This is a genomic window from Bradyrhizobium sp. (assembly GCF_036735945.1).
Classification (GTDB): domain Bacteria; phylum Pseudomonadota; class Alphaproteobacteria; order Rhizobiales; family Xanthobacteraceae; genus Bradyrhizobium.
The window spans coordinates 93,593-105,421 of sequence record NZ_DAINNI010000006.1 but is presented as its reverse complement, the minus strand read 5'-3'; the positions used below and the strand labels follow the sequence as shown (position 1 = coordinate 105,421).

General features: G+C 64.5%; 10 protein-coding genes. 1 reads left to right on the top strand and 9 read right to left on the bottom strand.

What is annotated here, in order from left to right:
* The 3 genes from V7E26_RS04070 to V7E26_RS04060 form a co-directional block, all read right to left on the bottom strand.
* The coding region (locus V7E26_RS04070; protein WP_324413751.1) for an adenosylhomocysteinase at positions 1-847 on the bottom strand (847 nt) is incomplete at its 3' end.
* 201 nt (positions 848-1,048) lie between these two features.
* Positions 1,049-2,245 (bottom strand): methionine adenosyltransferase, encoded by a 1,197-nt coding sequence (gene metK, locus V7E26_RS04065; RefSeq protein WP_324413749.1) that lies wholly within the window; start codon positions 2,243-2,245, stop codon positions 1,049-1,051.
* Between the two features lie 58 nt (positions 2,246-2,303).
* Complete coding sequence (locus V7E26_RS04060; RefSeq protein ID WP_324413754.1) at positions 2,304-3,656, bottom strand: hypothetical protein; 1,353 nt, start codon at positions 3,654-3,656, stop codon at positions 2,304-2,306.
* Positions 3,657-3,843: 187 nt separating this feature from the next.
* Between V7E26_RS04060 and V7E26_RS04055 the strand changes: the two genes are divergently transcribed.
* Positions 3,844-5,580 (top strand): caspase family protein, encoded by a 1,737-nt coding sequence (locus tag V7E26_RS04055; protein ID WP_324413747.1) that lies wholly within the window; start codon positions 3,844-3,846, stop codon positions 5,578-5,580.
* A gap of 64 nt (positions 5,581-5,644) precedes the next feature.
* Here the strand turns inward: V7E26_RS04055 and V7E26_RS04050 are convergent, their stop codons facing one another.
* From V7E26_RS04050 to V7E26_RS04025, 6 genes are all read right to left on the bottom strand, one after another.
* Complete coding sequence (locus V7E26_RS04050) at positions 5,645-6,763, bottom strand: cobalamin-independent methionine synthase II family protein (protein ID WP_324413745.1); 1,119 nt, start codon at positions 6,761-6,763, stop codon at positions 5,645-5,647.
* Between the two features lie 35 nt (positions 6,764-6,798).
* Positions 6,799-7,515, bottom strand: a complete 717-nt coding sequence (locus V7E26_RS04045) for an ABC transporter ATP-binding protein (RefSeq protein WP_324413743.1) — start codon at positions 7,513-7,515, stop codon at positions 6,799-6,801.
* Positions 7,508-8,260: an ABC transporter ATP-binding protein gene (locus V7E26_RS04040; RefSeq protein WP_324413741.1), complete on the bottom strand. Its 753-nt coding sequence runs from the start codon at positions 8,258-8,260 to the stop codon at positions 7,508-7,510. Before V7E26_RS04040 ends, V7E26_RS04045 begins: the two co-directional genes overlap by 8 nt.
* Positions 8,257-9,288 (bottom strand): branched-chain amino acid ABC transporter permease, encoded by a 1,032-nt coding sequence (locus tag V7E26_RS04035; protein ID WP_324413738.1) that lies wholly within the window; start codon positions 9,286-9,288, stop codon positions 8,257-8,259. Before V7E26_RS04035 ends, V7E26_RS04040 begins: the two co-directional genes overlap by 4 nt.
* Before the next feature lie 7 nt (positions 9,289-9,295).
* Positions 9,296-10,165, bottom strand: coding sequence for a branched-chain amino acid ABC transporter permease (locus tag V7E26_RS04030; protein ID WP_324413736.1), 870 nt, complete (start codon positions 10,163-10,165; stop codon positions 9,296-9,298).
* Positions 10,166-10,366: 201 nt separating this feature from the next.
* A complete protein-coding gene (locus V7E26_RS04025; RefSeq protein ID WP_324413734.1) occupies positions 10,367-11,539 on the bottom strand; it encodes an ABC transporter substrate-binding protein in 1,173 nt (390 codons plus the stop codon).
* Between the last annotated feature and the right edge of the window lie 290 nt (positions 11,540-11,829).

Below are 11,829 nucleotides of genomic sequence, written 5' to 3'. Positions count from 1 at the left end.
TGACGCGGCAGCCGGCCTGGCGCAGCGAGGCCGCCGAGCCCTTGCCGACGTCGCCAAAGCCCGCGACCATCGCGATCTTGCCGGACATCATCACGTCGGTGCCGCGACGGATGCCGTCGACCAGCGACTCTCGGCAGCCGTAGAGATTGTCGAACTTCGACTTGGTGACGCTGTCGTTGACGTTGATCGCCGGGAACAGCAGCGTGCCCTTGTTCGCCATCTCGTAAAGACGATGGACGCCCGTGGTGGTCTCCTCCGAAACGCCCTTGATGTTCTTCGCGATCTCCGCGAAGTAGCCCTTCGGCTTCTCCTTCAGCAGGCGCTTGACGAGCGCGTAGAAGATTTCCTCTTCCTCTGAAGTCGGCTTGTCGAGGAAGGCGGTGTCGCCGTGCTCGGCACGGTAGCCGGCATGCACCAGCATGGTGGCGTCGCCGCCGTCATCGAGGATCATGTTGGGCGTGCCGCCGCCGTGCCAGTCGAACAGCTTGGCGGTGTAGTCCCAATATTCGGCGAGCGTCTCGCCCTTGATGGCGAACACCGGAATGCCGGCCGCCGCGATCGCGGACGCAGCATGGTCCTGCGTCGAATAGATGTTGCACGACACCCAGCGGATGTCGGCGCCGAGCGCCGCCAGCGTCTCGATGAGAACAGCGGTCTGGATCGTCATGTGCAGGGAGCCGGCGATGCGCGCACCCTTCAACGGCTGCTTCGGGCCGTATTCCTCGCGCGTCGCCATCAGGCCGGGCATTTCGGTCTCTGCCAGCGAGATCTCCTTGCGGCCGAAATCGGCGAGCGAGATGTCCTTGACGATGTAGTCGGTGAAGGCGGGCTTCGTCGGGGCGTTCATGTTGTTTTCCTAGTCGGTGGGTCCAGCGTGTCAGTAACAAAGCGAGCCGAACGCCATGTGACGCGGCCTTCCCCCTCGCCCCGTTGTTGCGGGGAGAGGGTCCGGGTGAGGGGCTGCATCCGCGCACTGAGCCCGCGGAGAGTCGCCCTCACCCGCCGCTTCGCGGCGACCTCACCCCGCAAGCGGGGCGAGGCAGGAGCATCAGAGCGCGCGCTTGAGCGGTTCGACCAGGTCGGTCTTCTCCCAGGAGAAGCCGCCTTCATTGTCGGGCGTGCGGCCGAAATGGCCGTAGGCCGAGGTGCGCGCGTAGATCGGACGGTTGAGGTCGAGATGGGTGCGGATGCCGCGCGGCGTCAGATCCATCGCCTTCGCAGCCGCCTGCTCGAGCTGTTCCTCAGGCACCTTTCCGGTGCCATGGGTATCGATATAGATCGACAGCGGCCGCGCCACGCCGATCGCGTAGGCGAGTTGCAGCGTGCAGCGGTCCGCGAGACCGGCGGCGACGATGTTCTTGGCGACGTAGCGCGCGGCATAGGCGGCCGAACGATCCACCTTGGTCGGGTCCTTGCCCGAGAATGCGCCGCCACCATGCGGGGCCGCGCCACCATAGGTGTCGACGATGATCTTGCGGCCGGTCAGGCCCGCATCGCCATCTGGACCGCCGATGAAGAACTTGCCGGTCGGATTGATGTGCCAGATGGTCTTGCCGTTGATCCAGCCCTCCGGCAGCGCCTCGCGCACATAGGGTTCGACAACTTCGCGAACCTGGCTCGAGGTCATGTCCTCGACGAGGTGCTGATGCGAAACCACGATCTCGCGGACGCCGACCGGCTTGCCGTTTTCATACTGCACGGTGACCTGGCTCTTGGAGTCCGGGCCAAGCACCTTCTCCTTGCCGGCGTGGCGGGCTTCGGAGATCAGGCGCAGGATCTTGTGGGCGTAGAAGATCGGGGCCGGCATCAGGTCCGGCGTCTCGTTGGTGGCGTAGCCGAACATGATGCCCTGGTCGCCGGCGCCTTCTTCCTTATTGGTGCCGGGCTGCAGCGCGTCGACGCCCTGCGCGATGTCGGCGGACTGCGGATGCAGCAGGATTTCGATGTCGGCCTTCTGCCAGTGGAAGCCTTCCTGCTCGTAACCGATGTCCTTGATCGCTTCGCGGACGACCGCTTCGATGTGGTCGTTGGTGACGGATTTGGGTCCGCGGGTCTCACCGGCGATGACCACCTTGTTGGTGGTGGCGAGCGTCTCGCACGCCGCGCGGATCGCCCAGGGGTCGATGCCGGCCTTCGGGCCCTCACGGAAAAACAGATCGACGATCTCGTCGGATATTCGGTCGCAGACCTTGTCCGGATGCCCCTCGGAAACCGACTCGCTGGTGAACAAATAAGACGCGCGCATCAAAAACCCCTTGTTTCCGCCGGCCTTCCGGCGGCTGTCTGTGATCTATCCCGGAATGTCAGTCGCGACGGCGCGAAATGACGTAGGATTCGTCGTAAAACCAAAGCCCGTTGTGCTTGCGCAGAACCTCTCGCGTAGCGTCGAGGGCCCGGCTGTTTTCAGTCATTTCCGTCAACCGGTCGTCTTCGATCTGGGCGACATACACCGCCGCATTCCACGCTGCAAAGGCTGTCGAGGTTCCGATCGAGCCGGTGACCTCGTTGGGCAGCGCTTCCATATCATAACGAAAGATCGAACGGTTATCGGCGTAGGCATTAAAGTTCAGGTCGCGCCCGGCCGATCCGAGTTCATATTTCACCGCGCGCAATAGCTCATGGCGGCTGACGGCGAAAGGATTTTCCCCCGGCCAGACCGACTGGATGATTTCCAGGCCGGGATCGTGACCGTGGGAGTGAATTCCAATCAGACGCCCGCCGGCCCGCAAGCTGCGGGCCAGCGGTGCAATGATCCGCTTGGCGCGAAAATTCACAGAGGATTTGGCACGGTAGGGCTGGGATGCGATCACAAGGTCGAAATTGGCTTCGGTCCGGCCTGCACGGGGGATGATCGAATCGAGCAGGAACCGGTGATCCTCCCGGTACAGCACCAGCGCCACCGGGCGCTCATAGATCGGCATGCCGGATTTGGGGCCGATATTGGCCCGCCAGTTCTGTTCCAGAAACGGTCCCAACTCGGCGATCTGGGTCTCGAATTCTCCCGAGGAAGCGCCTCGCAGGGCGACCTCGTGCCAGATCATCCCAGCGGCGGCCGCGGGCGAGGCCGGCGTCAGCCAGGGCGCCTCCGCGTAGTGCATGTTGGTCAGGACGACCACGGTGGCCGGGTGTTCGAACAGCCGGTCAGGGACCTTGTCGAGGGTCAGCCGGACGTCCTCCAGGCTGAGCTCTTTGCCGGCGATATAGAACGGCATGTGGGGAAACCGGCCGTGCATCGTGCGCATCACGCGCGCCAGCACCGTTCCGTCGCCGACGCCGGCGTCGAAGACCCGCAGCGCGGGTGGCCGCGGGTGCAGGCTGGCAAGTTCCAGCCCTACCCGTTCGGCAATTACCCGCTTTTCGCTGCAGGTATGGACGAACAGCAGGTATTTCTGGCGGTTCTCGAAAAAGCGGAAATTGCCCCGTGGATCGCGCTTTTCGGGCGGCACGTCGAGGCCGCGCGGCGGCGGCAGCACGCCGGTGGACGCCGCGATATAGCCCTGGATGCGATCCAGCGTGTCGATCGTGATGCGCTTGCCCTCGCGCAGCCGGTGCACCAGCTTGCCGTCGTTGACCACCCGGCGACCGAAGGTGGTCTCCGCCATGTCCGAGTGGCGGCAGAACTCGGTGATCTGGCTGAGGATCTGATCGTTCTTCATCGGGCGGGGTATTGGGAAATATCGGTGGGCAGCACGAAGTGACGGGGGCTTCCTACCACGATCTTCCCACCAAAGGAAACCCCTATTACGGGCGCCCCGGAAGCACCGACGGCGGCCTTGAACCCCGGCTTTCCGGAAGGCAACAAAGCAGTATCCGCCACTTGCGACCGCCAATCACGGGGACCTGATGCGCCGCGCAATCCTGATACTTGCCTTGCTCGCCGCCGCCCTATGGTCGGCGCCCTCCCTCGCCCAGCCGCGCAGCCAGCTTGGGCCGCTCTGCACCACCGACACCACGCCGGCCGATCAGCAGATCGACGCCTGCAGCAAGATCATCGCGCTGAAGGTGTTTTCCGGCGAGAAACTCGCGACCATCTATTTCTGGCGCGCGGTCGGCTGGAACAAGAAGGGCAACTACGCGCAGGTGATCACGGATGCCAGCGATGCGATCCGCCTGCATGCGAGCGTCGCCGCCTATAATCTGCGCGGCTCGGCCTATTACGACAAGGGTGAGTACGACATCGCGATTTCAGACTTCAACGACGGCATACGCATGGGGCCGCCGAGCGGCATCCTCTTTCATAACCGCGGCAACGCCTGGCGCGACAAGGGCGAATACGCCAAGGCGATCGCCGACTACGATCAATCGATCAAATATGGTCCGCCGTCCGCCTTCTCGTTTCAGAACCGTGGCATATCGAAACGGGCGCTCGGCGATCTCGACGGCGCGCTGGCCGATATCAACGAAGCGATCCGCCTCGACCCGCAATTGCCGCAGCCGCTGACCAGCCGCTCGGTGATCTGGCGCGCGAAGGGCGATTTCGATCGCGCCATTGCCGATGCCTCCGAAGCGATCCGGCTGGCCAGGGCGAAGGCGCCGGTCAACATCATGACGCCGCCCGGCAGCGTGCTCATTTCGGCCTACAGCCAGCGCGCCCTCGCCTACGAGGCCAAGGGCGATCTGGTCCGGGCCCGGCAGGATTACGCCGCGGCGCTCGAAGGCAAGGCCTCGGACGCCGGCAGCAAGGCCAATCAGGCAACCGCAAAAGTTCGTCTCTCGCTATTATCCGACGCGATCGCGCCGCCCTCTCCGCGGATGACAAAGGACGCGGTCGCAGCGCCGAGCGCGGCCCCGGCCAAGCCGGCGGGTGCGGCAAGGGCGCCGCCGCCACCCGCCGCGGAGCAGCGCCGGCACGCCGACACGAGCCGACGGGTGGCGCTGGTGATCGGCAACAGCGCCTACGCCTATGTCAAGGCGCTGCCCAACCCGACCAACGATGCGCGCGCGATGGCGAAGAGCCTTCGCGAGATCGGCTTCGCGGTAACCGAAGGCACCGACCTCGACCGCGCCGGCATGCAGGCGACGATCCGCGACTTCCTGCGCGAGGCCATACGGGCGCAGGTCGCGGTAGTCTACTACGCCGGTCACGGCGTGCAGATCGACGGCCGCAATTATCTGGTGCCGGTCGACATCCAGTTGCGCCCCGGCAGCGGCGTCACCGAAGCGATGATGGACATGGATACGATCATGGCCGGCCTCGACGATCAGGTCCGCACCAACATCCTGATCCTCGACGCCTGCCGCAACAATCCGATGGCGCCGAAAGTGGCATCCGCGGGACCTGCCCGCGATATCGAGGTGGGCTCGGGGCTGGCCGCGCCCTCGACGCTCGGCGCCGGCGCGACGCGCGGCGCGGGCACGCTGATCGCCTTCGCTACCGCACCAGGACAGGTCGCGCTCGATGGCGAAGGCGCCAACAGCCCGTTCTCGGCAGCGCTGACGCGCCACATCGGCAGACCCGGGCTGGAGGTACAGCAGATGCTGACGCGCGTGCGCGCCGAAGTCGTCGCTGCGACCAGGGGCAAGCAGGTGCCGTGGTCGAATTCGTCGCTGCTGGGCGAGGTGTATCTGGCGGAGAGGTGACGGTGTGACTTCACACCGTCATCCCGGGTTCGCGCTCACGCGCGCCCCGGGATGGCGCTGCGCGTCACTTCCCCCACACCTCGTTCGCGACTTCCACCGCGAGGCTGAGCTTGGCCCACTGCTCTTCCTCGGAGAGGATGTTGCCCTCCTCGGTGGAGGCAAAGCCGCATTGCGGCGACACCGCGAGCTGCTCGAGCGGCGCGAATTTGGCGGCTTCCTCGAGGCGGCGCTTGATGTCGTCCTTCTTCTCCAGCTCGCCGAACTTCGAGGTGATGACGCCGACCACCACCACTTTGTCGCCCTTGGGCAGATAGCGCAGCGGCTCGAAGCCACCGGCGCGGTCGGAATCATATTCCAGGAAATAGCCGTCGTAATTGGTGCCGGCCAGCATGGTCTCCGCGACCGGCTCGTAGCCGCCGGAGGAAATCCAGGTCGAGCGGAAATTGCCGCGGCAGACATGGGTGGTCACAACCATGTCGGCCGGCCGATCGGCCAGCGCATAGTTGATGATGCGGGCGTAGGTCTGCTGCAGGCCGTCGGGATTGTCGCCGCGGTCCCGCGCCTTCTGCAGTTCGTCCTGCGAGCAGAGATAGGCCCACACGGTATCGTCGAACTGCAGGTATCGGCAGCCGGCGTCGTAGAACGCCTTGACCGCCTTGCGATAGGTCTTGCCGAGATCGAGGAAGAACTCCTCCAGATCGGGATAGACCTCCTTCGAAATCGCCTTGCGGCCGCCACGGAAATGCAGCACCGCCGGCGACGGGATCGTCATCTTCGCCGTGACATGCGCCTTGTCGGCGTGTTTCTTCAGGAAGCGGAAGTGATCCAGCATCGGATGGTCGTCGGGGAAATCGAGCTTGCCGATGACGCGGACGGCGTCATGGCGGGTCTCGACGCCCGCGAACTGAATGCCGGTTTCCGGGTGGAACAGTTCGCAGCCCGTCAGCTTGGCGAGGAAATCGAAATGCCACCAGGAGCGGCGGAATTCGCCGTCGGTCGCGAGCTTCAGGCCGACCGAGGCCTGCCGGTGCACGACCTTCTCGATCTCGAGGTCTTCGGCCTTGCGCAGATCCTCCGGCGTGATCTCGCCCTTCTCCAATTTGGCGCGCGCCTCCTTGATGCGCGGCGGCCGCAACAGGCTGCCGACCTCGTCGGCGCGGAACGGGGGCTTGGTTCTCTGCATGGTCTCAACTCCCATCAATCTAGTGCGCGGCAAATCTAATGCGCGGCGGCGCCGGCGACGCCGAGATAGCGTTCGAGCACGGCGGGATCGGCCTTCAGCGCGCTGCTGGCGGCATCATGCACGATTGCGCCGCGTTCCAATATCACAACCCGATCGGCCAGCCCCAGAATCTTTTGCGCATTCTGCTCGACGATGATCGAGCAGATTCCACCGGAGCGGGTGATCGTGCCGAGCGCCCTTAACAATTCCTCAACGATGATCGGCGCCAGTCCCTCGGTCGGCTCGTCCAGCAGCAGGACTTTTGGATTGAGGGTGAGCGCGCGGCCGATCGCCAGCATCTGCTGCTCGCCGCCGGAAAGCTGGTTGCCGAAATTGTTGCGCCGCTCCTTCAGCCGCGGAAACATCTCGTAGACCTTCTCCACGGTCCAGGGCCCGGGCTGGGCCACCGCCGTCATGTTCTCCTCGACGGTCAGCGAGCGAAAGATGTTGCGCTCCTGCGGCACCCAGCCGATCCCGGCCCGCGCCCGCTGGTCCGGGCGCATCGCGGTGACATCCAGCCCATCAAGCGCAATCGAGCCGCCGAAGCGGCGGGTGATGCCGACGATCGAATTGATCAGCGTGGTCTTGCCGGTGCCGTTGCGGCCGAGCAGCGCCAGCACCTGCCCCTCGCCGAGGGTCAGCGACATCGAGGGCAGCACGACGGCTTCGCCGTAGCCGGCGCGCAAGGCATCGATCGCAAGGAGATCAGGCATCGGCGGCCTCGCCGAGATAGACCGCCTTCACCTGCGGATCCCGCGCCACCTGGTCCGGCGGACCCTCCACCAGCATGGCGCCGTTGACCAGCACCGAGATACGGTCGGCAAAGGAAAACACCAGATCCATGTCGTGCTCGATCAGCAAGACCGTGACGTCGCGCGGCAGCGCGGCGACCGCCGCCAGAATGTCGTGCCGCTCGCTTTCGGGCACGCCGGCGGCCGGTTCGTCGAGCAGCAGCACACGTGGCCGGGTCGCGATCGCAACCGCAATTTCGAGCAGGCGTTGCTTGCCATAGGGCAGCGTCGCGGTGGGCTCGTTCATCACGTCGAGCAGATGAAAGCGCCCGAGCGTGTCCGCGATCTCCTCGTTGACGTCGCCACGCGTGCCCATCCGCCGCCACCAGTCGCCGCCGCGGCCGAGCCGTTCGGAGACCGCAAGCCCCACCGTCTCCAGCGGGGTCAGGTCGGCATAGAGCTGATTGATCTGGAAGGTGCGCGACAGTCCGCGCAGCACCCGCTTGTGAACGGCGAGATCGGTGATGTCGTTGCCCTCGAGCAGGATCCGCCCGCCATTGGGCTTCAGCACGCCGGTCAGGAGATTGATCACGGTGGTCTTGCCCGCGCCATTCGGCCCGATCAGCGCGTGGCGCGCGCCCTGCTCCACCTTCAGCGACAGATCACGGGTGACCCGCAGGCCCCCGAACGATTTCTCCAGTCCCCTGGTTTCGAGCGCGATCGTCATGGCGCATCGCTCTCGGGAACGGCGACACCCGCCTTGCGTCCGAAGACCTGACGCATGACGAGGTTCGGCCCCCACAGCACCCAGCGATGGATGCGCTCGCGGCCGATCAGCACCATCACGACCAGAACGAGGCCGATCCAGAACAGCCAGTATTGCGGCGTGATGGTCTGAAACAGTTCCTGCAGCATCTTGAAGACGACGGCGCCGATCAGTCCACCATAGAGATAACCGGTGCCGCCGATCACCAGCACCAGCATCAGATCGGCGGAGCGCTCGAAGGCGAACACGTCGAGCGAGGCCAGCGCCGTGGTTTGCGTGAACAGCGCGCCGGCAATGCCGGCATAGAACGCCGCCACCGTATAGATCGCGACCAGGCGGCGGTTGACGGGCACGCCGATGGCGGACGCCCGCAGCGGATTGTTCTTGATCGCGCGCAGCGACAGCCCAAACGGCGAATTGACGATCCGCCGCGCCAGCAGAAACAGCAGGAACAGCACGATCAGCGAGTAGAAGAAGCCGGTCTTGCCGAACATGTCGAAGGCGAACATGCCGAGGATCGGCTGCATCTCGATGCCTTGAAGGCCGTCGGTGCCGCCGGTGATGTTGGAGAAGCGTTCGGCCAGCGCCTCCAAGAGCAGCGCGATGCCGAGCGTAACCATTAGCCGCGTCAGGTCGACGCCGCGGATCACGAGGAAACTCGTGAGGAAGCCGAGCACCATGGCGACGAGCCCCGCGACGACCAGCGCAATGACCGGCTCGTTGACGATGCCATGCAGCGCCAACAAGCCCGCCGAATAGGCGCCGACACCGAAGAAGGCCGCATGCCCCAACGAGACGATGCCGGCGTAGCCGAGGATCAGGTCGAGCGACAGCGTGAACAACGCCAGCCGCAGAATATCGGTCATGATCAGGTAACGGGACGGAAACAGGAACGCGCAGGACAGCGCGAGAATCCAGAACGCGATCTCGGCGGGGCGCCAGCGGGCGCGGGCCATAGCGTGGGATGAGACGTCGGAGGTGGCGGTCATCGCAGCCTCACCGCGCGGCGGCGCGGCCGAACAGGCCGTTCGGACGCCAGATCAGGATCACGATCATGATGGTGTAGATGACGAATGGGCCCATCTTTGGCACGTAATATTTGCCGGCGACATCGCCGATGCCGAGCAGGAGCGAAGCGAGGAACGGCCCGGTGATGCTGGAGGAGCCGCCGACGGTGACCACGATCAGGAAGTAGATCATGAACTTCAGCGGAAAATACGGATCGAGCCCGAGGATTTCGGCGCTGAGCGCGCCGCCGAGACCGGCCAGTCCGCAGCCGAAGGCGAAGGTGAAGGCGAAGACCTGGGGCACGTTGATGCCGAGGCCGCTTGCGGCACGGGGATCGTCGACCGCGGCGCGCAGACGGCTGCCAAACCGGGTTTTCGACAGGATCAATTGCAGCGCCACTGTAAGCAGGCCGCAGATCACGATGATCATCAGGCGATAACGACCGATGCCGACGCCGAAGAAATCGAACTGGCCTTCCAGCGCCGCCGGCAATTTGATGAAGATCCGCGACGATCCCATGATGTAGTCGACGGCAGCCACCGACATGAAGGTCAGGCCGATCGTGAACAGCACCTGGTCGAGATGGCTGCGGGTGTAGAGATGGCGGTAGAGCGTGCGCTCCAATAGCACCCCGATCGCCGCGGCCGAGACAAAGGCCAGCGGCAGCGCCGCGAAGAACGGCCAGCCGGAATTATTCACCAGCACGGCGCAGACATAGCCCCCGGCCATGGCGAAGGCGCCATGGGCCAGATTGACGAAATTCATCAGGCCGAGCGTCACCGCCAGCCCGCAGGCCAGCACGAACAGCAGCATGCCGTAGGCGACACCGTCGAACAGGATGGTGAACAGCGTGGTCATTCAGACGAGGTCAGCCAAGCTTGAGAACGGCAACGAACTGGCGATGTCGTCATGGCCGGGCTTGTCCCGGCCATCCACGTCTTTCTCGCCGCACGGAAGGACGTGGATGCCCGGGTCATCTGCGCGAAGACGCGCTTCGCGCTTTTGCCCGGGCATGACGTGGAGGGTGCGATGCGCCCCGGAATGACGCCGAAGCCAGCGTCACTTCTTGGTCTTGCCGGAATCCTTCACCGCCTCGAAGGTCGCGAACTCGACATTGTAGAGTTCGCCATCGACCTTCTCGACCTTGCGGATGTAGATGTTCTGCACGATGTCGCGGGTTTCCGGATCAATCGAGATCGGGCCGCGCGGGCTCTCCCACTTCATGCCCTTCATGGCCGCGATCAGCGCGTCGCCGTCGGTCTTGCCGCCGGTCTTCTTCAGCGCCTCGTAGATCAGGCGGATGCCGTCATAGCCGCCGACCGCCATGAAGCCCGGGCGCTGCCCGAACGCCTTCTTGTAGGCGGCGACGAATTCCTTGTTGGCCGCCGAGGGATGCGCGGCGGAATAGAGATGCGCCGTCACCGTGCCGAGCGCGGCATCGCCCATGCCGTTGAGCAGGTCGTCGTCCATCACGTCGCCGGGGCCGATCACCTTGATGCCGGCCTTGTCGAGGCCGCGTTCGGCATATTGCTTCATGAAGTTGCCGCCCTGCCCGGCCGGCACGAAAACGAACACGGCGTCGGGCTTGGCGTCCTTCATGCGCTGCAGAAATGGAGCGAAATCAGGATTTTGCAGCGGCACCTTCACCTCTTCGACGATCTCCCCGCCACCGGCGGTGAAGTTCTGCTTGAAGAAGGTCAGCGCATCGTTGCCGGGCGCATAGTCGGAGGTCAGCGTCGCGACCTTCTTGATGCCGTTCTTGGCAGCCCAGTCACCGATGATGGTCGAGGACTGCGCCAGCGTGAACGAGGTGCGCACGATATAGGGCGAGCGCTCGGTGATGATCGAGGTGCCCGCCGCCATCACGATTTCCGGAACCTTGCCTTGCGTCGCCAGCGGGGCGGCGGCAAGCGCAGCCGGGGTCACGCCGAAGCCGGCGATGAAATTGACCTTGTCGTTGACGATCAGTTCCTGCGCCAGGCGCTTGGTGTTGTCGGGAACCGCCGCGTCGTCCTTGAGGATGACCTCGATCTTCTTGCCGGCGACGGTGTCGCCGTTCTGTTGCATGTAGAGCTTGACCGCGTTGTCGATCTGCTTGCCGGTCGAGGCCTGACCGCCGGTCATCGGCAGGATCAGGCCGATCTTGACGGTCTCCTGGGCGTGCGCCGGCGCAAACGCCAGCATCGCGGCGACGGAACCTGCGGCCAGCAACAATTGACTGCGAATAGACATGAGCATCCTCTCCCCCTGATCGGCCTTGTGTCTCGAGCCGAGTCCCCGGCCCCTGATCTCTCACCATAACCCGGTTTTTCGGCCAGGTAGCGCGGCAACATGGCGTCCTTGGCCGCCCTGTTGTCAATCGGACCAATGGCGCAGTGAAGACCCCTCACACACGCCAGGATCGCAAAAAGCCATGCGGTACTATAATAAGATCCAACGTTGGCTGAACCAAAGTCTTCGATCGATCGGTGATTTGTACGATTGTACAAATCAAATGGTCCTGTCAACAAAGAAGCGTCAGC

Coding starts and splice junctions, on each gene's coding strand:
- metK (WP_324413749.1), bottom strand. CDS start 2,245: ATGCGCGCGTCTTATTTGTTCACCAGCGAGTCGGTTTCCGAGGGGCAT.
- V7E26_RS04060 (WP_324413754.1), bottom strand. CDS start 3,656: ATGAAGAACGATCAGATCCTCAGCCAGATCACCGAGTTCTGCCGCCAC.
- V7E26_RS04055 (WP_324413747.1), top strand. CDS start 3,844: ATGCGCCGCGCAATCCTGATACTTGCCTTGCTCGCCGCCGCCCTATGG.
- V7E26_RS04050 (WP_324413745.1), bottom strand. CDS start 6,763: ATGCAGAGAACCAAGCCCCCGTTCCGCGCCGACGAGGTCGGCAGCCTG.
- V7E26_RS04045 (WP_324413743.1), bottom strand. CDS start 7,515: ATGCCTGATCTCCTTGCGATCGATGCCTTGCGCGCCGGCTACGGCGAA.
- V7E26_RS04040 (WP_324413741.1), bottom strand. CDS start 8,260: ATGACGATCGCGCTCGAAACCAGGGGACTGGAGAAATCGTTCGGGGGC.
- V7E26_RS04035 (WP_324413738.1), bottom strand. CDS start 9,288: ATGACCGCCACCTCCGACGTCTCATCCCACGCTATGGCCCGCGCCCGC.
- V7E26_RS04030 (WP_324413736.1), bottom strand. CDS start 10,165: ATGACCACGCTGTTCACCATCCTGTTCGACGGTGTCGCCTACGGCATG.
- V7E26_RS04025 (WP_324413734.1), bottom strand. CDS start 11,539: ATGTCTATTCGCAGTCAATTGTTGCTGGCCGCAGGTTCCGTCGCCGCG.